Origin of the sequence: Arthrobacter sp. ov407, from assembly GCF_900102895.1 — a bacterium.
In the GTDB taxonomy this organism is placed as follows: domain Bacteria; phylum Actinomycetota; class Actinomycetes; order Actinomycetales; family Micrococcaceae; genus Arthrobacter.
In genome coordinates this window covers 186708-210612 of the sequence record NZ_FNGD01000004.1, presented here as the reverse complement: position 1 = coordinate 210612, position 23905 = coordinate 186708, and the positions used below count along the sequence as shown (strand labels likewise).

Below are 23905 nucleotides of genomic sequence, written 5' to 3'. Positions count from 1 at the left end.
CTGGAAGCATGACTGAGGCCCTGACTTCCCCTGCCGTGCCCGTTGCCGTGTCTGACTTGCCTGTCGGCAACGTCCCGGCTGGCGATGCCGTGCCTGCCCAGGGTTTCGGCGCGGCGCCGGATCCGGCAGGGGCCACGGCAACGGACATCCAAGCTGCCGTCCACGCGATCGCTGACCGCTCGCGCCACGCCGCCCACAGGATGGCGCGCGCCAACCGGGCCTGGAAGGACCGGGGCCTGCGTGCCATCGGCAAGGCGCTGGTGGAACACAAGCACCAGATCCTGGCCGCCAACGCCAAGGATGTCGCAGCCGGCCGGGCCGCCGGCACCAGCGCCGCACTGCTGGACCGCCTGACGCTGACCGAGTCACGCATCACGGCCCTCGCCGCGGCACTGGAAAACCTCGCCACCCTGCCCGACCCCGTAGGAAACGTGGTGCGGGGCCAGACCCTCCCCAACGGGCTGCGCCTGCGCCAGATCAACGTCCCCATGGGTGTGGTGGCCGCGATCTATGAGGCCCGCCCGAATGTCACCGTCGACATTGCCGGTCTGGCCCTCAAGAGCGGCAACGCCGTAATCCTGCGCGGCGGATCCGCCGCCGCTGCCACCAATGCCGCCCTGATCACCATCCTCCGGGATGCCCTGGAATCGGTGGGCCTGCCCGCTGACGCCGTCCAGACCGTGGACCAGTACGGCCGCGACGGCGCCAACGCCCTCATGCGGGCGCGCGGCCGGGTGGACGTGCTCATTCCCCGCGGCGGGCGCGAGCTGATCCAGGCCGTTTTGACGAACTCCTCCGTACCGGTCATCGAGACCGGTGAGGGTAACGTCCACATCTACCTGGACGCTTCCGCCGGCGAGGAAATGGCCGTCGACATCCTCCTCAACGCCAAGACGCAACGGCCCAGCGTCTGCAACACCGTCGAAACGCTCCTGGTGCACTCCAAATCCACCGTCCTTCCCGCTGTCGCCGCGGCACTGCGGGCAGCCGGGGTCACCCTGCATGTGGACCAGCGCATCCGCGCCGCACTGCCGGCCTCGATCCAGACTGTGCCGGCCACGGAGGAAGACTGGGCCACCGAATACATGAACCTGGACCTGGCGGTGGCCATGGTGGACAGCCTGGACGAGGCCGTCAGCCATATCCGGAAGTGGACCACCGGCCACACCGAAGCGATCCTGACCAACGACCTCGCCAACGCCGAGCGCTTCATCGCCGAGGTCGATTCGGCCGCCGTGATCGTGAACGCCTCCACCCGCTTCACCGACGGCGGCGAGCTCGGCCTCGGCGCCGAGGTCGGGATTTCCACCCAAAAACTGCATGCCCGCGGCCCCATGGGACTGACGGAGCTGACCACCACGAAGTGGATCGTGCAGGGCGAGGGCCAGATCCGGGGCTAGCAACGCTGTAACATGGAACGGAAGACCGGAACGGCGGACACCTCCGCCGTCGTCAAATTTTGAACTCATTAGGGGAGAACATGCTGTCGCAGCAGATCGCCACTTTCGTCGCCGCCGTCGGCGAATCGGGCCACGAGGAACTCGCACCGCTCATTGCGCCGCCGTTTGTCATTGGCGGTGCCATGTTCGCGATTCTGGTCGTCCTGCTGTTGATCACGCTGTCCTACTCCAACCTGGGCAGGCGCCACGTGGCTGTCGACGAGCACTCGGATCCGCACCGCCAGCACCCGAACAAGCACGATCACAGCCAAGGTCACTAATATTTCCGCCACCATGGAGCAGCGAGGCGCCCAGCGCCGCCTGCGTCTTGGTGTGATGGGCGGCACGTTCGATCCCATCCATCACGGACACCTTGTCGCGGCCAGTGAGGTCGCGGCCAAGTTCGACCTCGACGAAGTCGTGTTTGTGCCCACCGGCCAGCCCTGGCAGAAGATGGCCAAGAAGGTCAGCGAAGCCGAGCACCGGTATCTCATGACCGTCATCGCCACGGCCTCGAACCCCCGCTTCACTGTGAGCAGGGTGGACGTAGACCGTCCGGGACCGACGTACACGATCGACACCCTGCGTGACCTGCACACCCAGCGACCGGACGCCGATCTGTTCTTCATCACCGGCGCGGACGCCCTGGCCCAGATTTTGTCCTGGAAAGACATTGATGAACTCTGGTCCCTGGCGCACTTTGTGGGCGTAACCCGGCCAGGGCACGTGCTGGACGGCATGGGCCGCAAAGACGTCAGCCTCCTGGAGGTCCCGGCCATGGCCATCTCCTCCACGGACTGCCGCACGAGGGTGGCCGAAGGCAACCCGGTCTGGTATCTCGTTCCGGACGGGGTGGTCCAGTACATCGCCAAGTATGGCCTGTACCAAGCCAGCACCGACTCGGTTAGGCTCGATACCGACCACGCTGAGGCCACCACCGGAAACGGCGCGGCAGGGGCTGACCCCGCACAGCACGATCCCACCTTCGAGATAACCCAACCAGCCAGCACTGAATGAGTTTGCCATGAGTCAGGAACAGCCTCCCATCCGCAGCCGCCGCGAAATGCGACAGGCCAGAGATGAACGTCTGGACACTCCGGGACCGGGCGAGCCGACCGAGGCCGAAATCACCGGCCGCCGTCGCGTCGCCGACGCCCCCGTGGACTCTGTGCGTGCTGATTCTGTGCCCGCCGGCACGGAGCGCTCCTCCCAGGTCCGGGCACGGGATCGTGCCGCGCTGCGCACCATCAAGGAGCTGGCCGAGAAGGAAGGCCAGCTGGCGCAGGGCGGGCCGCCCACCCGCCGGCAGCTGCGGCTTCTGGAGCTGGCGACCGAAACCGCGCCCGCCACCCAGGCCAACACCATTGTCCCGGTGTCGCCGCGGACCCGGGCCACCCCCGTGGTTTCCCCGGCCGGGACGGACGCTGCCCAGAAGGATACTGCTCAGAAGGACACTGCCCCAACGGATGCTGCGCCGGCTCAGTCAGCCGCGCCGGCGCCCAAGGCCCCCGTGGCGGACGGCGCCGGACCCGGCGGGAAGACGCCCGAGGGCATGACCGTGGAGCAGGCGCTGGCCGCGCGCGAGCTCCTCGCGGAGCAGGCAAAGAACCAAGTGGCCAAGATGGAGCACATCGCCGCCACGGATCCCGACGCCGTCGATCCGGCCGTCCTGGCCGAGCAGATCGCCCTGGCTGAGCGCGCTGCGGTGCTGAACCGCCGCGCCGCCGCCAAACAGAAGCTCGCAGAACAAAACAGCCAGCCGGCAGTGCCCCGCAACGATCCGACCACGGCCAACAACCTGGCCATGGTCACCCCCTTGGAATTTGAGAAGGTTCCCGGCGTGGAGCGGCCCGTCATGAAGCGCCCTGCCACGTCGTACGTTCCGGTGGCCACCAACCCGGGTCCCCGGGTGGACGCGCCACGGAAACCCGGCCTGCGGCGTCCAGGATTGTCCCGCCAGCGGGCCGCAGGTCCGGCTACGGGTTCTGCCGCTGGCAGGGCAGGCGTCCTGGCCCGGGCAGAAGTAGCCGCCAAGGCCGGAACGGCTCGGCCGGCCGCGGCGATTTCCGCGGGGGAGACCGACGAGCATTTGGTGGGCGGGGAACCCGTGGCCGCGAATTCGGCCTACGGACTGGAGCCCCTGGATGCCGCTACCGCCGGGCTGGGCCGGGCACGGCGCCTGCGCTTGCTCCAGCTCGGCGTCCTGGCCCTGGGGATCGTCGCCCTCGTCGCCGGCATCGCCCTGATCGTCACCGGGCTGGCCCGCTAGGCCTAGGCCGCCACCGGCGCCCACATTTTCATCACCACAGATTTTCATCACTACAAGGAGTCCCGTGACTGCAACCGATTCATCCATCACTACCGCCCGCCACGCAGCCCGCGCTGCCTCGGAGAAGCTTGCCGAGGACATCGTGGCCCTGGACGTCAGCGAACGGCTGGCCCTGGCTGACGTCTTCCTCATCGCCTCGGCTCCGAGCGAACGCCAGGTCAATGCAATCGTGGACGGCATCGAGGACGAGCTCGCCAAGTTTGACCAGAAGCCCGTCCGCCGCGAGGGCCGCTCCGGCGGTCGCTGGGTCCTGCTGGACTACTCCAATGTCGTCATCCACGTCCAGCACGAGGAAGACCGCATCTTCTACGCCCTCGAGCGCCTGTGGAAGGACTGCCCCGTCGTCGACCTGCAGCTCGGCGACGACGCCTCCGCGAAGGCCGCCGCCAGCACCGACACGGAGTAGCAACCCGCGCACCTGCCAGGCGCCGGCGGCGCTAAACAGAGGCGAATATGCCCGATTTGGAATTTTCCGAAGGGCTGGTCTAAGATATTTGAGTTGCTTCGGAGAGATCCGGACAAAGAACCGGAACTTAGCGCGTCAGTCGACATGCTCGGAGCAGCGAAAATTCGGGGCTGTGGCGCAGCTGGTAGCGCACCTGCATGGCATGCAGGGGGTCAGGGGTTCGAGTCCCCTCAGCTCCACCGGATAATCCGCCGGAATCGAAAGATTCCGGCGGATTTTTTTCTGCCCGGATCCACTGTGCGGGACTGTCCAGGGGCGTGTGGGGCGAGCAAATTCACCGGTCGGCGTGCCGATTAGCGCGAACGTGATTTGTGGTTTAAGCTAATCAGGTTGCTTGCGGGACGTTGATTCGTTCCCAGGAAATTCGGGGCTGTGGCGCAGCTGGTAGCGCACCTGCATGGCATGCAGGGGGTCAGGGGTTCGAGTCCCCTCAGCTCCACCAGAAAGGGAATCACCGTCAGGCGGTGGTTCCCTTTTTCGTACCCACCGCAGGCATGCAGCACGGCCGAAGACGCATCCGTCAAGACTGTCTCATGGTCGGACGTAACAATCTGTCATTTAGGGTCTTCGCCGTGAGCAGGACCTTGCTATCGTCGCTAGGAGAAAGGCCGCGATGCGGCTCAGCTGGAAGGCCATTTCCGGCTCGACGACTAAGGACCATCATGAAGCGCACACGACTTTCCGTTATCGGCCTCATTGCAGCAGCCGGACTCGCCCTGGCAGGCTGCGGCTCCGCGTCCACCGCTCCGGCCAGCTCGGCGCCGGCAGCCGGTGCGGACACGTCCCTGAGCGACGTCAAGAGCGCGGGTGTGCTCAAGGTCGGCACTGAAGGCACCTACAAGCCGTTCACGTTCCACGCCAACGGCAGCGGTGAATTGACGGGCTACGACGTGGAGATCCTCAACGCCGTCGCCGCGAAGCTGGGCGTCAAGCCGGCCTTCCAGGAGACGCAGTTCGACGCCATCTTCGCCGGCCTCGACGCCAAACGGTTCGATGTCGTCGCCAACCAGGTGTCCATCACGGACGAACGCAAGGCGAAGTACGATTTTTCCACCCCCTACACGGTGAGCACCGGCGTGATCGTCACCAAGTCGGACAACAACAGCATCAATTCCTTCGAGGACCTGAAGGGCAAGACCACCGCGCAGTCCCTGACGAGCAACTGGTACAAACTGGCGCAGCAGAGCGGCGCGAACGTCGAGGCTGTGGAGGGGTGGGCGCAGGCGATCACGCTGCTCAAGCAGGGCCGTGTCGATGCAACCATCAATGACAAGCTGACCTACCTGGACTCCCAGAAGACCGACCACGACGCCGGCATCAAGATTGCCGCCGAGACCACTGACAAGTCACTGAGCGCCTTTGCCCTGCGCAAGGGATCGACCAGCCTGACCGACGCCATCAACAAGGCCCTCGGCGAGCTGGCGGCCGACGGCACCCTGACGAAGATCTCCAAGAAGTACTTCGACGCCGACGTTTCGAAGTAGCCCTGTGACAGCCGCCGAGAAACGCCGCGTCCGGGCATGAACATCAACTGGGAACTCGTGTGGTCATCCCTGGGCCCCCTGCTGACGGGAGCGATCACCGGCACCATTCCCTTGGCGCTGGCCTCGTTCAGCCTGGGTCTGCTGCTGGCCTTGGTAGTTGCCCTCATGCGGCTGAGCCGCAATCGCGTGGTTTCCGCGGTGGCGCGGATCTACATCTCCGTCATCCGCGGAACCCCGCTCCTGGTCCAGCTGTTCGTCATCTTCTACGGACTGCCGTCCATCGGAATCACCATCAGCCCCTGGCCCAGCGCTATCATCGCGTTCTCCCTGAACGTCGGCGGCTATGCCGCGGAGGTTATCCGCGCGGCCATCTTGTCCGTTCCCAAGGGCCAGTGGGAGGCCGGCCACACCATCGGAATGTCACGCCATCAGACCTTGGTGCGAATCATCCTGCCGCAGGCCGCGCGGGTCTCGGTTCCGCCGCTGTCCAACACCTTCATCAGCCTGGTCAAAGACACCTCGCTGGCGTCGCTGATCCTTGTCACCGAACTGTTCCGCGTGGCGCAGCAGGTGGCCGCCTTCAGCCAGGAATTCATGCTGCTGTATCTGGAGGCGGCCGTGATCTACTGGATCATCTGCCTCGTCCTCGCCAGCGGACAGTCCGCCTTGGAGAAGAGATTGGACCGCTATGTCGCCCACTGAACTCCCACCCACTGAACCTGCGTCGCCTGAAGTTCCGGTCCCGGAGGACGCCCTGCTGACCGTTCGGGGCCTGCGCAAGGCGTTCGGCCAGCATGAAGTGCTGAAATCCATCGACCTTGAGGTCCGCCGCGGCGAAGTTGTCACCTTGATCGGGCCGTCCGGATCGGGCAAGACGACGGTCCTGCGGTGCCTGAACGGCCTCGAAGTGCCCGACGCCGGCGTCGCTGAATTCGCGGGGCAACTGACCGTCGACTTTTCCACGCCGGTGGCGAAGAAGCAGGTGCTCGCCTTGCGGGACCGCAGCGCCATGGTGTTTCAGCACTACAATCTCTTCCCGCACAAGACTGTCCTGGAGAACGTGATCGAGGGCCCCGTTCAAGTGCAGAAGCGGCCCAAGGCCGAGGCGACCCAGGAGGCCCGGGAACTGCTGGCCCGCGTCGGCCTGGCTGGCAAGGAAAACAGCTATCCCTTCGAGCTCTCCGGTGGCCAGCAGCAGCGTGTCGGCATTGTGCGCGCCCTTGCCCTGCGCCCCCAACTGCTGCTCTTCGACGAGCCGACCTCCGCGCTGGACCCCGAACTCGTGGGCGAGGTCCTGGCCGTCATCAAGGAGCTCGCGGACGAAGGCTGGACCATGGTGGTGGTCACCCACGAGCTCGCGTTCGCCCGTCAGGTGGCCGACGAAGTCATCTTCATGGACGGCGGCGTGGTGGTCGAACGTGGCCACCCCGACACCGTGCTGCGGGACCCGCGGGAGGAACGCACAAGGCAGTTCGTGGACCGCCTGCTGAACCCGTTCTAAGGCAGTCCGCCCCGGGCAAGGAATACGGGCCACAAAAAGCGCGACTAAACTTGGACGCGTGAACGACTCCCTGCCCCCGTGCCCCGAATGCTCCAGCGAATACACCTATGAAATGGGGGCGCTTCTGGTCTGCCCGGAGTGCGCGCACGAATGGGCCGCGTCCGCGGAGAGTGACACAGATGCCGACGCTCCCACAGCCGCCATCAAGGATGCCGTGGGCAACGTCCTCGCCGACGGTGACACGGTCACGGTGGTCAAGGACCTGAAAATCAAGGGCAGCTCCACGGTTATCAAGGTCGGCACCAAGGTCCGCGGCATCCGCCTGGTCAACGGTGTGGGCGACCACGACATCGACTGCAAGGTGGACGGCGTGGGCCCGATGCAGCTCAAGTCCAGCGTCGTCAAAAAGATCTGACCGGTCGCCGGACCATGACCGCGGATGCGGCGCGCCGGGCCGACGTCGTCGTGGTCGGCGCCGGGCAGGCGGGGCTGTCGGCGGCCTACCACCTTCAGCGCCGCGGCTTCGTGCGGGCCGGCTCTGCCGCGGCCGGCACCGGACAGTCCGCAGCGGAAGGACCGGCAGCGGAGGTCCCGCCTGCGGGGACGTACATCGTGCTCGACGCCGAGGATGGGCCAGGCGGGGCGTGGCGGCACCGCTGGAAGAGCCTGCTCATGGCCACGGTGAACGGCATCAGCGATCTCCCGGGAATCCCGCAGCCGGACGTGGATCCCGCCGAGGCCAGCTCCAGCTTCCTCAGCCGCTATTTCGGCGGGTACGAACACGACCTCGGCCTCGCGATCGAGCGGCCCGTCAAAGTGCAGTCGGTGACCCGGGAGGACGATGATCCCGCCGGACGGTTGACCATCACCACCTCCCGCGGCAGGTTCTCCGCCCGCGCTGTCATCAACGCGACCGGCACCTGGACACGTCCGTTCTGGCCCATTTATCCGGGCAAAGCCAGCTTCCGCGGCCGGCAATTGCACGTCGCCGACTACGTTTCCGCCAACGAATTCCGCGGCCAGCACGTCATTGTGGTCGGCGGCGGGATCTCGGCCGTCGGCCTGCTGGATGAAATCTCCAAGGTCACCAGCACCACCTGGTTCACGCGCCGGGTACCGGTCTGGCGCGAGGCGGCCTTCGACCGGCAGGCGGGCCACGACGCCGTCGCCCTCGTTGAGGAGCGGGTGCGCCAGGGCCTTCCGCCGCAGAGCGTCGTCTCGGTGACCGGCTTGATCTGGACCCCGGCCCTGCGCGCCGCCGCGGCGCGCGGCGTCCTTGACCGGCACCCGATGTTCACCGCGATCGAGCCCGACGGCGTCCGGATGGCTGACGGCAGCTTCCTGGCCGCCGGGGTAATCCTGTGGGCCACGGGATTCCGGGCCGAGCTGGAACACCTCGCCCCGCTGCACCTGCGCGGACCCGGCGGCGGCATCGCGATGGACGGCACCCAGGTCGCGGCCGAGCCACGGGTCCACCTCGTCGGCTACGGGCCGTCCTCGTCCACCATCGGCGCCAACCGTGCCGGCCGGGCCGCCGTCGCGGGAATCGTCACGCTGCTGGCCCGGACCGGTATAACGTAAAACGTAAGAAGTAAATCCCTGTACTACAGGACCAGGGGACTGCAGACACTCTGACCCAACACCAGCCAAATTACCCAAGCCCGAGAAGAAACGGCGGCATAACGCGCGTGGCGGACAACAGCATCGAATCCCTCTTTCCCCGGCTGAGAAGATTCCCGGACGTCGAGGCCGCCAACCTGCAGGCCTGGGACGCCACTGACAGACTCCTGCTGGACTCTGCCCTTGAGATGCACGCGGCCGGCCTGCTGCAGCCCGGCGGGCGGCTCGCGGTGGTGGGGGACCGGTACGGGGCTCTGACGCTCGGGGCCCTGACGCTCGGGGCGCACGGCGTCCGGGTCCACCAGGACCTCATTACCGGTGAACGGGCGCTGCAGGCGAACGCCGAGGCCCTGGCGATCGACGCCGGCTTCGAACACCTCCCGTTGGGCGCCGGCTTGCTGGAGGGTGCCTCCCTCGTATTGCTCCAATTGCCCCGGTCCCTGGCGGAACTTGAGGAAATCGCCGACGCCGTGGCCCGCTACGCGGCGCCCGACGTCGTGCTGCTGGCCGGCGGCCGCGTCAAACACATGAGCCTGGGCATGAACGCCGTGCTGGCGCGCTACTTCGACGACGTCCAGCCCCAACTTGCCCGGCAGAAATCACGGCTCCTGCTCGCCCGGCGTCCCAAGCCGGTCCCGGCCGCGCTGCCCTTCCCGGTCACTGAGGTCAACGACGAACTGGGCCTCACGGTCTGTGCACGCGGCGCCGTCTTTGCCGGCACCGGCCTGGATATCGGGACCAGGTTCCTGCTGGACTTCCTGCCCCGGATGCCGCACGCCACCCATGCCGTCGACCTGGGCTGCGGCACCGGAATCCTCGCCGCGATGTACGCCCGCGCCAACCCCGGCGTCCGCGTCACCGCCACCGACCGGTCCGCGGCCGCCGTCGACTCAGCCCTCGCCACCTCCCGCGCGAACGGCCTGGCCGGCCGGCTCGACGTGCTTCAGGACGACGCCATGAGCTCCCTGCCGGACGCCAGCGCGGACCTGGTCCTGCTCAACCCGCCCTTCCATCTGGAAGCGGCCGTCCACTCCGGCGCAGGGATCAAGCTGATCGAAGCGGCCGGCAGGGTGCTCGCCCCGGGCGGGGAACTCTGGACCGTGTTCAACAGCCACCTGCACTACCGGCCGGCACTCGAACGCCTTATCGGGCCCACTCGCGAGGTCGGCCGGAATCCGAAGTTCACCGTGACGGCCAGCACCCGGCGGCCGCAGCGGGAGAAACACCGTGTCTGAAAAGTGCAAGTGTGGGCGCACGCCTGCACGTAACGTACGATTCTGACAACTGCTGTGCGTGGCCAAAGACGTTTAGAGGTATCAGTGACCGAGTTCCGGCAACCCTCTCCGAGGCGAGGGACCAACCTACCGAAGATGGGTGACTTCAACCTCACGGTCATCCTGGACGCCATCCGCCGCGCGCCGGGCGGCTTGAGCCGGGTGGAGCTTGCCCAGATCGTCGGACTGTCGCCGCAGACCATCTCCAATATTTCCCGCCGCCTGCTGGACCAGCGCCTAATCGTGGAGGCAGGCAAGGAAGGCACCGGACCGGGCAAGCCAAGGACCATGCTCCGGCTGAATCCCGCAGGAATGTATGCGGTGGGCGTTCACTTGGACCCGGCCGTACTCACGTTCGTCGTGCTGGACCTGCTCGGCGCCGTCGTCAGGCACTCACGGATCACCACCCCGCCCGGCACCGACCCCCGCGCCGTCATTGACACCATCTCGGACGAAATCAAGCGGCTCATCATGGACTCCGGAGTGGACCCGAAACGGATCGCCGGGCTCGGTGTTGCCTCTCCGGGCCCCATCGACCTCAACGATGGCGCCGTCGTGGACCCGCCGCTGCTGCCGGGCTGGGACCACGTTGGGCTACGGGATGCCCTGGCCGAAGCTACAGGCCTGTCCACGCTCATGGACAAGGACGTAACCGCCGCAGCCGTGGCCGAAACCTGGGCCGGCGGCCCCAGCGGTGAGGGCAGCTTTGTCTTCATGTACATGGGGACCGGGATCGGCTGCGGGATCGTCCTCAACGACGAAGTGGTCCGCGGGACCTCGGGCAACGCCGGGGAAATCGGACACATCATCGTGGACCCGGGCGGGGCCCTGTGCGACTGCGGACAGCACGGCTGCGTGAAGTCCTCCGCCATTCCGCAGGTCCTCGTGGCGCAGGCCGAGGCGGCCGGGGTGCTGGATGGTTCGCTGCAGGACAGGAGCGCGCAGGCGGTCCAGGAGCGTTTTGCGGAGTTGTGCGCGATCGCCGACGCCGGCAACGAAGAGGCCAAGGAAATCATTCGACGATCCGCTGTGCTCGTGGCCCGCGCGGTCTCGGTCATCACCAATGCCCTGGACGTGGACCGCGTGGTGTTCGGGGGCCCGTTCTGGACGTGCCTGTCAGCGGCTTACCTCGAGCTGATCCCTGGCCTGGTGGACGCGAACAACGCCACCCGGAAGATCCACGGCATCGAAGTGGTGGGCACAGGAGTGGGCGAGGACGTCGGCGCCGTCGGTGCGGCCTGCCTGGTGCTGGAACACATGCTGGCCCCGCGCTCCCAGCGGCTCCTCCTGGAAGGTTAGACAGGCTGGAGGGCTAGCCGGGCGTCAGTCGATGTCCTCCACGACCGTCCCATACGGGATGGTCGCGTCCAAATGCGCCTGGTGGCCATGCGGAAGCACGAGAATCCGCACCCCGTGCGACTTTTCTGCGGCCGACTGCATGAGGACGGGCCGGACGGTGTTGACGAAGCTCTCGCTCTTGCCGGCGAGGTATTCCTGGTAGCTGGCTGGAAGCTGAATCATGGCAACAGGATAGTCCTGACCGGGTGCGATGGGGAGAGCGGCTGGTACCGGTCGAAAATGGCCTCGCCGGGCGAACATTATTCTGCCGGGCACCGCAAACGGTCGTAAAGGTGCGTCTTAATTCGGGAACCGACTTGAAGGGCCCGTGGCCGGGGCCTAGAGTTCTATACAAGTTACCTCAGTAACGTGTCAGCGATCCTCCGTTGAAGGCTGCCCCCAAGGCCGCCCAGGAGGGTGTGGGTGCCCCCATGTGGGCCTGACATTTGCTCACGGACAACTTCGTATCAGGCGTAACAGTCGCGGCTGCGCCCTGCTGAAGTTCCCTCCGTGTTCCCCAAACTCAATTCACTGACAGCAGTGTTTCCGTTTCCGGTCATCCGGGTTTCCGGTCTCCTGACGGCAGTGTTCACAGCCAAGGACGCAAATGTCACCACCAAGTCTTATCGATACCCATCCCAATCTTGCCGGCGCGGCCCCTGTTGCGCTGTCTTACGAGCTGTTCCCGCCGCGGTCGCCCGCGGCCGCTGAATCCCTCTGGACCACCATAGGCGAACTGGAAGCCACGGACCCGGACTATGTGTCCGTGACCTACGGGTCCAACGGCTCCAACCGCAGCACCGCCGTTGACCTGATCAATCGGCTGGTGCAGGAAACGACGCTTCGGCCCCTGGCGCACCTGACCTGCGTCGGTAACTCCCCGCAGGAGCTGGCGGAGATCATCGGCGACCTGCTCGACGTCGGCGTCCGCGGTATCCTCGCCCTGCGCGGAGACCAGCCCAAGGACGGCGCCACCCCGCCGCCGGGATCGCTCCGGTACGCCCAGGACCTGATCGAACTCATCCGCCGGGTGGAGCAGCGCCGCTCGGCGCTGCTGTGCGCCGGCAAGGTGGCGGTCGGCGTCGCCGCCTACCCGACCCGGCATCCGGAATCCCCGAGTGAGGCGCACGACGTCGAGGTCCTGCTGGCAAAGCAGCGCTCCGGCGCCGATTTCGCCATCACCCAGGTCTTCTTCCACACCGAGCAGTACGCCGATCTTCTGACCCGGGCGCGCCGGGCCGGGGTGACCATCCCGATCATTCCCGGGGTCATGCCGCTGACCAGCCTCCGGCGGCTCGCCCGCCTCGGCGAACTGACCGGCGTGGAACCGGCCCCGGAACTGATCGAACGCCTCTCGGCCGCCGGTACCGATGCCGAACGGATCCGGGTCGGCGTCAGTGCCACGGTTGATCTCGCCAACGCAGCCCTGGACGCCGGGGCCCCCGGCATCCACCTCTACACGTTCAATGAGCACGCCGCCGCCCTGGACGTTCTGGACAAACTCGCCCTGCCCCGCCCGCACCGCGGGAACCGGCACGGCGTCGGCCGCATCGACGCCTCCCGGCGTGCCGCCAGCGGCCAGCTCGCCAGCTGAGCACCCCACCTTCGTCATCTGTCAACGACAACTCCAAGGACTTCCCATGACTGAACAGCGCATTTCCCCCAGCAGCAGCGCCTTCCCGTCCGCCTCGATCCTCGGCTACCCGCGCATCGGTCGCCGCCGCGAACTCAAGAAAGCCGTCGAGGCCTACTGGGCCGGCAAGATCGACGCCGCAGCCCTGGACGCCGCCGCCAAGGAAATCCAGCTCGGCACCGCCAAGCGCCTCCAGGGCCTGGGCCTGACCGAAGCCGCCGCCGTCCCCGGCACCTTCTCCTACTACGACCAGGTGCTCGACGCCGCCGCCCACCTCGGCGCCGTGCCGGCCCGCTTCGGGAACCTCCTCAACGCGGAGGGGCAGCTCGACATAGACGGCTACTTCACCCTGGCCCGCGGCAACAAGGAACAGCAGCCGCTGGAAATGACCAAGTGGTTCGACACCAACTACCACTACCTCGTGCCGGAAATCGGTCCGGAGACCAACTTCGCGCTGACCTCCAGCCGGATCGTCGAGGAATTCGAGTACGCCCTCGCCAACGGCGTGGAAACCCGCCCGTACATCGTCGGCCCGGTCACGTTCCTCCTGCTGAGCAAGGCCTCCGACGAAGCCCCGGCCGGCTTCAGCCCGCTGTCCCGCCTCGAGGACATCCTGCCCGTCTACACCGCACTGCTTCAGAAGCTCGCCGCCGCCGGCGCCAGCTGGGTCCAGCTCGACGAGCCCGCCCTCGTGGTGGACCAGGACACCCCGGCCGTGGAAATCCAGGCGGCCGTCGCCCGCTCCTACGAGGCCCTCGCCGCCACGGCCCAGCGCCCGCAGCTGTTCGTCTCCACCCCGTACGGCGCGCTCAACGGCCAGCTCGGCACGCTCGCCGCCACCGGCATCGACGCCCTGCACCTGGACGTCTTCAAGGGCGAGGTCCCGTCCGCAGCGGCCCTCGCCGCGCTGGGCAACAAGACCCTCGTCGCCGGGGTCGTGGACGGCCACAACATCTGGCGCAACGATCTCGCCGCCTCCGCAAAGAAGATCGCCGAACTGAAGAAGTCGGTGGCCAAGCTGGCCATCAGTACGTCCACATCCACCCAGCACGTCCCGCACGACGTCGACGAGGAAGTGCAGCTGTCCGAGCAGCTGCGCAGCTGGCTGGCCTTCGCCGACCAGAAGGCCGTCGAAGTCGTCACCCTCGCCGGTCTGCTGACCGACGAGGCAGCTGTCCAGCCCGCCATCGACGAGGCCACCCGCGTCATCGCCTCCCGCGCCGAGGCCGAAGGCGTCCGCCGCGGCGACGTCCGGGCCCGCACCGCCGCCCTGACCGACGCCGACTTCAACCGCTCCGCCTACGCCGTCCGCGAAGCAGCCCAGGAGAAGGCGCTGCACCTGCCGCCGCTGCCCACCACCACCATCGGTTCCTTCCCGCAGACCTCGGAAATCCGCACCGCCCGGGCCCGCGCCAACCGCGGCGACCTCACCACGGAGCAGTACGAACAGCTCATGAAGGAAGAGATCAAGCGCGTCGTGGAGCTGCAGGAAGAGCTCGGCTTCGACGTCCTGGTCCACGGCGAGCCCGAGCGCAACGACATGGTCCAGTACTTCGCCGAAAACCTCGAAGGCTTCGACGTCACCGTGCACGGCTGGGTCCAGTCCTACGGCTCGCGCTGCACCCGCCCGTCCATCCTGTGGGGCGATGTCACCCGCAGCGCCCCGATCACGGTGGAATGGGCCAGGTACGCGCAGTCCCTGACCAACAAGCCGATGAAGGGCATGCTCACCGGCCCGGTCACCATCCTCGCCTGGTCCTTCGTCCGCGACGACCAGCCGCTCGGCGAGACCGCCAACCAGGTCGCCCTGGCGCTCCGCGACGAGATCGCCGACCTCGAGGCGGCCGGCATCAAGGTCATCCAGGTCGACGAGCCCGCCCTGCGCGAACTCCTGCCCCTGCGCAAGGCCGATCAGGCCGCGTACCTGGACTGGTCGGTGAAGTCCTTCCGCCTCTCCACCGCCGGCGCCGCAGACGCCACCCAGGTCCACACCCACCTGTGCTACTCCGAGTTCGGCGCCATCATCGACGCGATCGACGGCCTCGACGCCGACGTCACTTCGATCGAGGCGGCCCGCTCCCGCATGGAGGTTGTGCACGACCTCGAGGCCCACGGCTTCGGCCGCGGCGTGGGCCCGGGCGTCTACGACATCCACTCGCCCCGCGTCCCGGGCGAGCAGGAAGTCACCGAGCTGCTGAGCACCGCGGTCAAGCACGTCCCGTCCCGCCAGCTCTGGGTCAACCCGGACTGCGGCCTGAAGACCCGCGGCTACGCCGAGACCGAAGAGTCCCTGCGCAACCTGGTCACGGCCACCAAGACGGTCCGCGCCGAACTGCTGGAAGCAGCCAAGTAAGAAGCCGCTAAATAACCCGCTCCCAAAACGACGCCGGCCGGTCACCTTGCAAGGTGGCCGGCCGGCGTCGTACGTTCCTAGTCATCGATTGCTCCGTAGGTGCCCTTTTGAGGGCTCATAAGGGCACCTGCGGAGCAACCGATTCAGGATTCCCAGAGAATTTCGTCGTCGACGACGCCGTCCTCATCCGCGGAGGCGACGAGGACCTCGTCGGTGAAGTGCTGGCCCAGCGTGAAGTCGAGGACGAAGTAGCGTTCTGGCTGGCCGGGGTAGATGCCCACATGGCCGAGCTTGAGCGCCTTGAGGAAAACCTCGTCGGTCAGCTGGCTCTTGTCGTTGACCCCGAAGACTTGTTTGAGGTGTTCGTCCTTGATCGCGTTGCAATGGAAGTGGCGGTACTCCTGCGGGCTGGTGCCTTCCTGGTCCAGTTCCTCGGCGATCATTTCCCGGACCTGATCCACGAGTTCGGGTAGGAAGCGCAAGCGGTAGTCAACTTTATGCATGGCCGCTTCATCGAAATGGTCATGCGCATTGACATTCAGGTCAAGCTCCACGGTCTGGCCCGCCAGTTCATGCGTGGCGGTGAGATTATGGTCCCTTCCGTGGTTGAGCTCGACCTCGCCGAAGTGCTTGCTCGCTACCTTGTTCATATCTTCAACATAGTCCTGATAACCGGACCATTCCAGCGTTGGCAGGGTTTTATCCGCTACCGGACCGGCGGACAGCAGCGTGACTGTACATTGATCGGATGCAGCATGTAACCTCGCCCGTCCTCCGCGCCCGCGCCGTGTTCGACGCCGGAACCACCCGTCCGCTCACCTGGCGGCTGGATCAACTGCGCGGGCTGCGGCGCATGCTGGCCGAACGGCAGGCGGACTTCGCACGGGCCCTCGCCAACGATGTGGGCAAGCACCACACTGAGGCCCAGCTGGCGGAGATCGGGTTCGTCGACGCCGAGGCGGCACACCTGGAGCGGCACCTCGAAGGCTGGCTGCGACCCCGCCGCGTGCCGGTGCCGCTCACAGTGCAGCCGGCCCGCGCCTGGACCGAACTCACCCCGGTGGGCGTGGTGCTGGTGATCGGGCCGTGGAATTACCCACTGCAACTGCTGCTCGCCCCGCTGGCCGGAGCCTTGGCCGCGGGGAACACCGTGGTGCTCAAGCCGAGCGAACACGCCCCGGCCACCTCGGCCGTGCTGGCCCGGTGGATTCCCGTGTACCTGGCCGGCGCCGTCGAGGTGGTTGAGGGAGGCATCCCGGAAACCACAGCGCTCCTGGCCGAACGCTTCGACCACATCTTCTTCACCGGGGGAGAGACCGCGGCCAAGGTGGTGATGCGGGCGGCGGCCGAGCACCTGACCCCCGTGACGCTGGAGCTTGGCGGCAAATCCCCGGCCTATGTCGATGCGTCCACGGACCTTGCCACGGCGGCCAAACGGATCGCCTGGGGCCGGTTCATGAACGCCGGACAGACGTGCGTCGCCCCGGACTACGTCCTGGCCCGCGAGGAGGTCCTGGAGCCGCTGCAAGCCGAGCTGATCAGGGCCGTCGCGACGCTCTTCGGAACGGACCCCGCGGCGAGCCCGTCGTACGGCCGGATTGTCGATGACCGCCACTTCGCGCGGCTCGCCGCCCTGGCCGACGCCAGCACGGTAGTCCACGGCGGACAGCGCGACGCCGCCAGCCGCTACTTTGCACCGACCCTGCTGCGCCCGGCGCCCGGCGACACCGTCATGGCCGAAGAAATCTTCGGGCCGCTGCTGCCGCTGGTGCCAGTGCGCGGACTCGACGCGGCCATCGAGGAGATCAACGGCCGGGCCAAACCGCTGGCTCTCTATGTCTTCAGCAAGGATCCGGGGACGCGCCGTGCCTTCTCCGAGCGGACCTCATCCGGGGCGCTGTGCTTCGACATTCCGGCGGCCCACCTGTCCGTCCCCGGGCTTCCCTTCGGCGGGGTCGGCGGCAGCGGCATGGGGGCCTACCACGGGGAACATTCGGTGCGGACGTTCTCGCATGAGCGCTCCACCCTGGACAAGCCGCTGTGGCCGGACACGCTGGAACTCATCTACCCGCCGTACACCCGGACCAAGCACCGGCTCATCGACGCGCTGGTGGCGCCGGTCGGAAAGCGGGTCAGGTCCTAACCGGCTTCCACGCCGTCCCATTCAACCTGGACCCAGCGCTGCCCCTCGTCGTCCCAGGACTCCGAATGGCCCAGCAGGGCGATGTCGTCGAAGCTCGCCTCGATGCCATGGCGCTGCAGGGTGTCCCGGAGTTCCTCGGTAGCGGCCCGGACGGCCGCGGCGATTACTTCGGGCTTGTCGGAGGAGACGGGACGGGCGGCTGAATAGCTTTTGTTCATGGACCCCATCCTTCTCGATCGGGCTCCGCAGGGAAACCCCTCAACCAGCCCTTCAGCCCAGGCCTTTCAGCCCAGGACCTTCAGCTCAGTCGTTTCGTGCGGTCCCGAGCCTGTGCATCGTCTCGGCCAGCAGCTCCACGAACAGCTGGACCTGGGCGGTCCGCTTCTCGTTGATCAGCAATGCGAAAACATTCCGGGCCAGCCGGATCTCCGGAACATCGAGGACCACCACGCCGGCCGGCCGGTGCCGCAGGGCGAGCTCGGGGACCAGTGCGGCGCCGAGCCCGGCGGCCGCCATCTCCAGGCTGGCGTGGAAGTCATCGCTGAAGGCCACGACGCGGGGGTGCAGGTTGCAGCTCGCGAAGAGACGCTCGATCACCGTGGCGTCGGACGTGCCGGGGTGGTGCATGATCCAGGGCATGTCCGAGAGATGCGGTGCGGCCACCTTGGAATCCGTGCCGATGCCCCAGGCCGCCGGCAGCACCACCCGGAAGTCGTCGTCGCCGATCCACTGCCGGTCCACGGTGTGCGGCCAGGCGAGGCCGGACTGTCCCACCTGATACACCAGGGCAACGTCGAGTTCGCCGCCGGTCCGCAACCCCTGGATGGTCTGGGCCGGTTCCGCGACCGAGACCCGCAGGTCGATGCCGAGCTTCTTCCAAGCCGGGTTCTGCAGGATCGGCGGCAGCACATAGGTGGCGAGGCTCGGGAAGATGCCCAGCCGCAGCTCCTGGCTGGGGCTCTCTTGCGCCCGGGACGCGGCGGCCATGAGCGTCTCGATGTCCGTGAGCACCTTGGCAGCGTGCCGGGTCATGACGACGGCGGCTTCCGTCGGCTGGATGCTGCGGGCCGCCCGCTGGAACAGCGTGACGCCGGTGTCGCGTTCCAGTGCCGACATTTGCTGGGAGACGGCCGAGGCCGTGTAGCCGAGACGGGCAGCGGCGGCCGCAAACGATCCGAGCCGGATCACTTCCACTAGGGTCCGCAGATGGACGGGGTTGATCAAGGGCTGCCCTTCGCCTGGTAGCGGGTCCACGGAGACGGGACCGGAATTCCCGCTTCATTGTGGCATATCCGGCCTTCCCCGGACGCCCCCACCCGGGCGACGCATGCGGCGTCACTGGCGTCGAACTGAGAGCCGAACTGAAAAAGGCGGAATTCATACTCATCCGGACACCCGAGGGCAACGAATTGCCCACAAGAGACTTCGGGCTAGAGAACAGGAGCAGACCAGTGTCGCAAGCAGCAGGGATTCCGGCAGGCCGGCGGATCGCGGTCATCGGCAGCGGAGTGGCGGGGCTGACCGCCGCGTACGTGCTGAACGGGCAGGACCGGGTAACCCTCTTCGAGGCTGACTCGCGGCTCGGCGGCCACGCCCACACCCACGATGTGCCGCAGCGGAACGGGCCCACCCTGGGCGTTGACACCGGCTTCATCGTCCACAACGAGCGGACCTACCCCACACTCCTGCGCCTGTTCGCCGAGCTCGGGGTCGAAACCCAGGACTCCGAAATGAGCATGTCCGTCCGGTGCGACGGCTGCGGCCTGGAATACGCGGGCGCACGGCCCAACGGGAGCGGCATCATTCCCCGGCCGTCCACCCTGCTGCGCGGCCGCTACCTGCGGATGCTGCTGGAAGTCACCCGGTTCCACCGCCGGGCCCGGGCCCTGCTGGCCGAACCCTCCCCAAACACAGACACAGGACCCGGGACAGGCGCCGGAGAAGAACTTACGTTGGGCGAGTTCCTGGCACGGGAGAAGTTCAGCCGGTACTTCATCTCGCACTTCATGACCCCGGTGGTCAGCGCCGTCTGGTCCTGCGACCCCACCACCGCGCTGGCCTACCCGGCCCGCTACCTGTTCACCTTCCTGGGCCACCACGGCCTGCTCGGCGTCAAGGGCTCGCCGCAATGGCGGACGGTCACCGGCGGCTCGCGCAGCTACGTCGACAAGGTGGCCGAGACCCTGCCGGACATCCGGCTCGCCAGCCCCGTCACCACGGTGCACCGGCACGCCGACGGCGTGGATGTCACCTCCGCGCTGGGTGCCGGGACGGTGCGCGAGACCTTTGACGCCGTCGTGATCGCCACCCACCCGGCACAGGCCCTGCGCATGCTCACCGATGCCTCGGCCGCCGAGCGGGACGCCCTAGGCGGCATGCCGTACTCGGTGAACCAGACGCTCTTCCACCGCGACGAAGCCGTGCTGCCGGCCAGCCCCAACGCCCAGGCCTCCTGGAACTACCGGCTGCCGTCCTGCGACGCCCGGCCGGACAAGGTCCTGGTCAGCTACGACATGACCCGGCTGCAGCGGCTGGAGCCCGTGGACGGCGGCCGGTACATCGTCAGCCTGGGCGAGTCCGAGCTGATTGATGACGCCGCGGTCCTGGACCGGATGGTCTATGAGCACCCGCAGTACACCCCGGAGTCGCTGAAGGCGCAGCAGCGGATCCTCGGGCTCGGCGACGAGCGCCTGGCCTTCGCTGGCGCCTACCACGGCTGGGGATTCCACGAGGACGGCGCCTTGTCCGGCCTCAAAGCCGCCGCCTGGCTGGGCCGCGACTGGGACCAGCTCCCGGCCAATATCGGCACTGTGAGCGGGGACCCGGACCTCCAGCCGGCCGCTGCGGAGGTGCCATGAGCGCCCAGAACTCCAGCCAGCGCACTGCCGTTGACCAAGCAGTCATCCACCGTGCTGCCATTGACCAGGCCGCCATCTACCGCACCAGCATCTCCCACGTGCGGCGCACCCCGCTGCGCAACGCCTTCACCTACCGCAGCTACAGCTGGTATGTCGACGTCGACCACCTCCCGCAGCTGCCGCGCCTGCTCCGGCCGCTAGCCGGCTTCCGGGTGGAGGACCACCTCGGGGACCCGGACGGCACCCTGCGGGGCAACATGGAGCGCTACCTCGCTACCCAGGGGATCACGCTCGACGGCGGACGCATCACCATGCTCGCCAGCGCCCGGGTGTTCGGGCACGTGTTCAACCCGCTGAGCGTGTACTGGTGCCACGACGCCTCCGGTGAGCTGCGCTGCGTCGTCGCCGAGGTCCACAACACGTACGGGGAGCGGCACTGCTACCTCCTCGAAACCGACTCCACCGGCCGGGCGAGCGTTCCGAAAGCGTTTTACGTCTCGCCGTTCAACGACGTCGACGGCGAGTACCGCATGAAGCTCCCCGAACCCGGCGAACGGCTCGCCGTATCGATCGTCCTGGAACGGGAGGGCCAGCAGCCCTTCATCGCCACAATGGACGGCGTCCGCCGCGAAGCGACTCTGCGAAACATCGTGTCCGCGGCGCTCGCGGTACCCGCGGCCCCGCTGCGTGTCGCGGCACAGATCCGCTGGCAGGGCATCAGGCTGTGGGCGCGCCGCCTTCCCATCATCAAGAAACCACACCACCCTTCACAGGAGGCAGTTCAGTGACAATGACCGAAGCGACCGGATCCGGCACTGGACGGGCCCAGGGCACCACGCGCAGCAGCGCCGTAAACAGCAGCGCCTTAAAGAGCAGGGTGCCCTACACCGTTCCCCAGCCGCCCGTCACCATCGACGCAGCCATCTGGCCCAGCATCGCGGCCGTGCCCTCGAGCCTCAAGGCCCGTGTGGCCGGACGCGCTGCGGACGCCATCTTCAAGGCGGCCGTGCGCAGGCTGCCGCTGGAAGTCCGGTACCCGGACGGCACGGTGTTGGGCAAAGCAGCGTTGGGGGAGGCACCCTCGGACCCGGCGTCCGCCGGGACCGCGTACCCCGTCATGACCATCAACCGGCCGGAAGCCTTCGCCACCCGGCTCGGCGACGGCGGCCTGATCGGCCTGGGCGAGTCCTTCATGGCCGGCGACTGGGACGCCGATGACCTCACCGCCGTCATGGAGGTGTTTGCCTCCCGCGTCGGCACGCTCGTGCCCGAGCCGCTGCAGAAGCTGCGAGGCCTCTACCTCCCGCGCCAGCCGCGCAGGGAACGGAACACCGAGAAGAACACCCGCTCCAACATCTCGCGGCACTACGACCTCTCCAACGAGCTCTTCGCCTCGTTCCTGGACAGCACCATGACGTACTCCAGCGCCCTTTTCCCGGAAAGCGGCGACGCTCTGCGGAGCGTGCCGTGGGACGGGCTGGCCGCCGCCCAGCAGGCCAAGATTGACCGCCTTCTGGACAAGGCCGGCGTGAAGGAAGGCACCCGCGTCCTGGAAATCGGCACCGGCTGGGGCGAGCTCGCCCTGCGCGCCGCCGCCCGCGGCGCCACCGTCTACTCCGTCACCCTCTCCAGCGAACAGCAGGAACTGGCCCGCCAGCGCGTGGCCGAGGCCGGCTACGCCGACGCCGTCACGATCGAACTCAAGGACTACCGCGCCGTCGAGGGCGAGTACGACGCCGTCGTCTCGGTCGAAATGATCGAGGCCGTCGGCTTCGAATACTGGGCCACGTACTTCCAGACCATCGAACGGGTCCTGGCCCCCGGCGGCAAGGTGGCCATCCAGGCCATCACGATCGCCCACGACCGGCTCATGGCCACCCGCACCAGCTACACCTGGGTGCACAAGTACATCTTCCCCGGCGGGGTCATTCCGTCCGTCCGCGCCATCGAGGACATCACTTCGAAGCAGACGGGTCTGCGCGTGCGCGAACGCCTCGCCATGGGCGAGCACTATGCCCAGACCCTGCGGCTCTGGGAGGAGCGGTTCATGGCCCGCGAAGACGAGGTGCGGGCCATGGGCTTCGACGCCGTCTTCCAGCGGATGTGGCTGTTCTACCTGTGCTACTCCCGGGCCGGGTTTGAAACGGGCTACCTCGACGTGCAGCAGATCGTGCTCGACTCCGCTTATACGAACAGTGCCGCCACCAAGGGCGCTATTTGAACGCGGGGTGTTAGAACAATCACGATCCGATGAGGCGGGCACCACGGTGCCCGCCTCATTCGTGTGACCGGACACCAGATGTAGTGGCCGGCGCCACCGTGCCGCGTCCCCGCGGAGGGGCGCGACACGCCGTCTGCGCTACGACACGCGGGGGTGATTAATGTGGCTAACTACTCCACAGGGTGTGGATTACGTCCACCAAAATGGCGGAAATCCGGACATTTGGAGGGCCCCCTCCTGTGGATTAACGGTGGGTTAAATGACATACTTGTAATACATCATCTTGGGGTCCGCGTGAGGCTCTTGCACTACATGTAGTATCGACATACAGTTCCAGCAGAGCATCAGCGCGGGACAGCCGGAGCCTGGATAGTGCTCCACAGAAGACTTCAACAAAGGGGACAGGACCATGACCGTTACGGTTTACACGAAGCCGGCCTGCGTGCAGTGCAACGCGACCTACCGCGCGCTGGACAAGAAGGGCATCGCTTACCAGAGCGTCGACATCTCCCAGGATGCGGAGGCCCTTGAGCGCCTGAAGTCCCTGGGCTACATGCAGGCCCCCGTTGTCGTCACGGACCAGGATCACTGGTCCGGTTTCCGCCCGGACAAGATCGAAGAACTGGCGCAGGCCGCCGCCGTCGCTGTAGCCTGAAACGCCCAGTAGCCAGAAACGCTCCGGGACGCCGCTACCAGGCAAGAATTCACGGTAGATGAGGTGACCACCGTGGTTGTAACAACTGATTATCGGGTGGCTGCCACGGCTGACAGCGGGGAAGCGGTCAGCACAGCAGCTCCCGAACTAACGCACTGCCGCCTCATCTACTTTTCCTCCACCTCCGAAAACACCGCACGCTTCGTTGCGAAGCTGGGCGTCGACGCCGCCAGGATCCCCCTCTATCCGAGGGACGCTCCGCTGGTGGCCCGGGAGCCCTACGTGCTGGTGGTGCCGACCTACGGCGGCACCGGGGGAGAGGGATCTGTTCCAAAGCAGGTCATCAGGTTTTTGAACGACCCGGGCAACCGGAAGCTGATCCGCGGAGTGATCGGCGCAGGGAACACCAACTTCGGGGACAACTACTGCATGGCCGGCGACATCATCGCCGCCAAGTGCAAGGTCCCGCACCTATATCGCTTCGAACTCATGGGGACGCCGGAAGACGTCGACCGCGTACAACAAGGATTGGAAGAGTTTTGGACACGACTGTCGCAGACACAGCAGTAACTGAGGGCGCAGGCACGCACG

General features: G+C 67.0%; 24 protein-coding genes and 2 tRNA genes. 22 read left to right on the top strand and 4 right to left on the bottom strand.

Annotated features, from left to right (window positions below; translation table 11 throughout):
• Positions 1–8: 8 nt before the first annotated feature.
• The 14 genes from BLS42_RS06920 (at position 9) to BLS42_RS06855 (ending at position 11412) form a co-directional block, all read left to right on the top strand.
• The gene (locus BLS42_RS06920; RefSeq protein WP_090578484.1) at positions 9–1400 is read left to right on the top strand and encodes a glutamate-5-semialdehyde dehydrogenase; all 1392 of its coding nucleotides are present in this window, start codon (positions 9–11) and stop codon (positions 1398–1400) included.
• Positions 1401–1480: 80 nt separating this feature from the next.
• Positions 1481–1720 (top strand): hypothetical protein, encoded by a 240-nt coding sequence (locus tag BLS42_RS06915; RefSeq protein ID WP_090578481.1) that lies wholly within the window; start codon positions 1481–1483, stop codon positions 1718–1720.
• A gap of 55 nt (positions 1721–1775) precedes the next feature.
• Positions 1776–2456: a nicotinate-nucleotide adenylyltransferase gene (gene nadD / locus BLS42_RS06910; RefSeq protein WP_371129528.1), complete on the top strand. Its 681-nt coding sequence runs from the start codon at positions 1776–1778 to the stop codon at positions 2454–2456.
• 7 nt (positions 2457–2463) lie between these two features.
• Positions 2464–3708 carry a hypothetical protein gene (locus BLS42_RS06905; RefSeq protein WP_090578474.1) on the top strand — a complete coding sequence of 415 codons (1245 nt, stop codon included), beginning with the start codon at positions 2464–2466 and terminating at the stop codon, positions 3706–3708.
• Positions 3709–3772: 64 nt separating this feature from the next.
• Positions 3773–4174 carry a ribosome silencing factor gene (rsfS, locus tag BLS42_RS06900; RefSeq protein ID WP_090578471.1) on the top strand — a complete coding sequence of 134 codons (402 nt, stop codon included), beginning with the start codon at positions 3773–3775 and terminating at the stop codon, positions 4172–4174.
• Positions 4175–4340: 166 nt separating this feature from the next.
• Positions 4341–4413 (top strand) — tRNA-Ala (locus BLS42_RS06895).
• A gap of 187 nt (positions 4414–4600) precedes the next feature.
• Positions 4601–4676: transfer RNA gene (locus tag BLS42_RS06890), tRNA-Ala, on the top strand.
• Positions 4677–4896: 220 nt separating this feature from the next.
• Entirely contained in the window at positions 4897–5718 is an 822-nt protein-coding gene (locus BLS42_RS06885) for an amino acid ABC transporter substrate-binding protein (protein WP_176803242.1), read from the top strand.
• 36 nt (positions 5719–5754) lie between these two features.
• Positions 5755–6420: an amino acid ABC transporter permease gene (locus tag BLS42_RS06880; protein ID WP_176803240.1), complete on the top strand. Its 666-nt coding sequence runs from the start codon at positions 5755–5757 to the stop codon at positions 6418–6420.
• The gene (locus tag BLS42_RS06875; protein ID WP_090578463.1) at positions 6407–7219 is read left to right on the top strand and encodes an amino acid ABC transporter ATP-binding protein; all 813 of its coding nucleotides are present in this window, start codon (positions 6407–6409) and stop codon (positions 7217–7219) included. The genes BLS42_RS06880 and BLS42_RS06875 overlap by 14 nt, the downstream gene beginning before the upstream one ends.
• 58 nt (positions 7220–7277) lie before the next feature.
• Positions 7278–7634, top strand: a complete 357-nt coding sequence (locus BLS42_RS06870; RefSeq protein WP_090578460.1) for a zinc ribbon domain-containing protein YjdM — start codon at positions 7278–7280, stop codon at positions 7632–7634.
• A gap of 14 nt (positions 7635–7648) precedes the next feature.
• Positions 7649–8800 (top strand): NAD(P)-binding domain-containing protein, encoded by a 1152-nt coding sequence (locus BLS42_RS06865; protein WP_090578457.1) that lies wholly within the window; start codon positions 7649–7651, stop codon positions 8798–8800.
• A gap of 107 nt (positions 8801–8907) precedes the next feature.
• A complete protein-coding gene (locus tag BLS42_RS06860) occupies positions 8908–10074 on the top strand; it encodes a class I SAM-dependent methyltransferase (RefSeq protein WP_090578455.1) in 1167 nt (388 codons plus the stop codon).
• A gap of 135 nt (positions 10075–10209) precedes the next feature.
• Positions 10210–11412 (top strand): ROK family transcriptional regulator, encoded by a 1203-nt coding sequence (locus BLS42_RS06855; RefSeq protein WP_090578452.1) that lies wholly within the window; start codon positions 10210–10212, stop codon positions 11410–11412.
• Between the two features lie 24 nt (positions 11413–11436).
• On the opposite strand, the gene BLS42_RS06850 is transcribed toward BLS42_RS06855, so the two are convergent.
• Positions 11437–11634, bottom strand: coding sequence for a hypothetical protein (locus tag BLS42_RS06850; RefSeq protein ID WP_090578449.1), 198 nt, complete (start codon positions 11632–11634; stop codon positions 11437–11439).
• A 424-nt stretch (positions 11635–12058) separates the two neighbouring features.
• On the opposite strand from BLS42_RS06850, the gene BLS42_RS06845 reads away from it, so the two are divergent.
• Complete coding sequence (locus BLS42_RS06845; RefSeq protein WP_090578447.1) at positions 12059–13045, top strand: methylenetetrahydrofolate reductase; 987 nt, start codon at positions 12059–12061, stop codon at positions 13043–13045.
• A gap of 46 nt (positions 13046–13091) precedes the next feature.
• Positions 13092–15437 (top strand): 5-methyltetrahydropteroyltriglutamate--homocysteine S-methyltransferase, encoded by a 2346-nt coding sequence (gene metE, locus BLS42_RS06840; protein ID WP_090578444.1) that lies wholly within the window; start codon positions 13092–13094, stop codon positions 15435–15437.
• A 143-nt stretch (positions 15438–15580) separates the two neighbouring features.
• Here metE and BLS42_RS06835 read toward each other — a convergent pair whose 3' ends face one another.
• On the bottom strand, positions 15581–16087 hold the full coding sequence (locus tag BLS42_RS06835; protein WP_090578440.1) for a DUF2004 domain-containing protein: 507 nt from the start codon (positions 16085–16087) through the stop codon (positions 15581–15583).
• Positions 16088–16185: 98 nt separating this feature from the next.
• Between BLS42_RS06835 and BLS42_RS06830 the strand changes: the two genes are divergently transcribed.
• A complete protein-coding gene (locus BLS42_RS06830; RefSeq protein ID WP_090578437.1) occupies positions 16186–17580 on the top strand; it encodes an aldehyde dehydrogenase family protein in 1395 nt (464 codons plus the stop codon).
• On the opposite strand, the gene BLS42_RS06825 is transcribed toward BLS42_RS06830, so the two are convergent.
• Entirely contained in the window at positions 17577–17798 is a 222-nt protein-coding gene (locus BLS42_RS06825; protein WP_090578435.1) for a hypothetical protein, read from the bottom strand. The two genes, BLS42_RS06830 and BLS42_RS06825, sit on opposite strands and share 4 nt — an antisense overlap.
• A gap of 85 nt (positions 17799–17883) precedes the next feature.
• Complete coding sequence (locus BLS42_RS06820) at positions 17884–18804, bottom strand: LysR family transcriptional regulator (protein WP_090578432.1); 921 nt, start codon at positions 18802–18804, stop codon at positions 17884–17886.
• Between the two features lie 227 nt (positions 18805–19031).
• Here BLS42_RS06820 and BLS42_RS06815 point away from each other — a divergent pair, with 227 nt between their 5' ends.
• The 5 genes from BLS42_RS06815 (at position 19032) to nrdI (ending at position 23884) form a co-directional block, all read left to right on the top strand.
• The gene (locus BLS42_RS06815; RefSeq protein ID WP_090578429.1) at positions 19032–20438 is read left to right on the top strand and encodes an NAD(P)/FAD-dependent oxidoreductase; all 1407 of its coding nucleotides are present in this window, start codon (positions 19032–19034) and stop codon (positions 20436–20438) included.
• The gene (locus BLS42_RS06810) at positions 20435–21226 is read left to right on the top strand and encodes a DUF1365 domain-containing protein (protein ID WP_256336313.1); all 792 of its coding nucleotides are present in this window, start codon (positions 20435–20437) and stop codon (positions 21224–21226) included. The genes BLS42_RS06815 and BLS42_RS06810 overlap by 4 nt, the downstream gene beginning before the upstream one ends.
• A gap of 2 nt (positions 21227–21228) precedes the next feature.
• Positions 21229–22659 (top strand): class I SAM-dependent methyltransferase, encoded by a 1431-nt coding sequence (locus BLS42_RS06805; RefSeq protein WP_218122079.1) that lies wholly within the window; start codon positions 21229–21231, stop codon positions 22657–22659.
• Between the two features lie 409 nt (positions 22660–23068).
• Positions 23069–23314, top strand: coding sequence for a glutaredoxin-like protein NrdH (gene nrdH, locus BLS42_RS06800; RefSeq protein ID WP_018773329.1), 246 nt, complete (start codon positions 23069–23071; stop codon positions 23312–23314).
• A 96-nt stretch (positions 23315–23410) separates the two neighbouring features.
• Positions 23411–23884, top strand: coding sequence for a class Ib ribonucleoside-diphosphate reductase assembly flavoprotein NrdI (gene nrdI, locus BLS42_RS06795; protein WP_090578774.1), 474 nt, complete (start codon positions 23411–23413; stop codon positions 23882–23884).
• Positions 23885–23905 lie beyond the last annotated feature (21 nt).

Bases quoted from the DNA above. Each gene is read 5' to 3' on its own strand.
- metE (WP_090578444.1), top strand. From the start codon at position 13,092: ATGACTGAACAGCGCATTTCCCCCAGCAGCAGCGCCTTCCCGTCCGCC.
- BLS42_RS06855 (WP_090578452.1), top strand. From the start codon at position 10,210: ATGGGTGACTTCAACCTCACGGTCATCCTGGACGCCATCCGCCGCGCG.
- BLS42_RS06835 (WP_090578440.1), bottom strand. From the start codon at position 16,087: ATGAACAAGGTAGCGAGCAAGCACTTCGGCGAGGTCGAGCTCAACCAC.
- BLS42_RS06885 (WP_176803242.1), top strand. From the start codon at position 4,897: ATGAAGCGCACACGACTTTCCGTTATCGGCCTCATTGCAGCAGCCGGA.
- BLS42_RS06915 (WP_090578481.1), top strand. From the start codon at position 1,481: ATGCTGTCGCAGCAGATCGCCACTTTCGTCGCCGCCGTCGGCGAATCG.
- BLS42_RS06865 (WP_090578457.1), top strand. From the start codon at position 7,649: ATGACCGCGGATGCGGCGCGCCGGGCCGACGTCGTCGTGGTCGGCGCC.
- BLS42_RS06850 (WP_090578449.1), bottom strand. From the start codon at position 11,634: ATGATTCAGCTTCCAGCCAGCTACCAGGAATACCTCGCCGGCAAGAGC.
- nadD (WP_371129528.1), top strand. From the start codon at position 1,776: ATGGGCGGCACGTTCGATCCCATCCATCACGGACACCTTGTCGCGGCC.
- BLS42_RS06920 (WP_090578484.1), top strand. From the start codon at position 9: ATGACTGAGGCCCTGACTTCCCCTGCCGTGCCCGTTGCCGTGTCTGAC.
- BLS42_RS06810 (WP_256336313.1), top strand. From the start codon at position 20,435: ATGAGCGCCCAGAACTCCAGCCAGCGCACTGCCGTTGACCAAGCAGTC.
- BLS42_RS06825 (WP_090578435.1), bottom strand. From the start codon at position 17,798: ATGAACAAAAGCTATTCAGCCGCCCGTCCCGTCTCCTCCGACAAGCCC.
- BLS42_RS06845 (WP_090578447.1), top strand. From the start codon at position 12,059: ATGTCACCACCAAGTCTTATCGATACCCATCCCAATCTTGCCGGCGCG.
- BLS42_RS06905 (WP_090578474.1), top strand. From the start codon at position 2,464: ATGAGTCAGGAACAGCCTCCCATCCGCAGCCGCCGCGAAATGCGACAG.
- nrdH (WP_018773329.1), top strand. From the start codon at position 23,069: ATGACCGTTACGGTTTACACGAAGCCGGCCTGCGTGCAGTGCAACGCG.
- BLS42_RS06875 (WP_090578463.1), top strand. From the start codon at position 6,407: ATGTCGCCCACTGAACTCCCACCCACTGAACCTGCGTCGCCTGAAGTT.
- BLS42_RS06830 (WP_090578437.1), top strand. From the start codon at position 16,186: ATGCAGCATGTAACCTCGCCCGTCCTCCGCGCCCGCGCCGTGTTCGAC.
- BLS42_RS06805 (WP_218122079.1), top strand. From the start codon at position 21,229: ATGACCGAAGCGACCGGATCCGGCACTGGACGGGCCCAGGGCACCACG.
- BLS42_RS06880 (WP_176803240.1), top strand. From the start codon at position 5,755: ATGAACATCAACTGGGAACTCGTGTGGTCATCCCTGGGCCCCCTGCTG.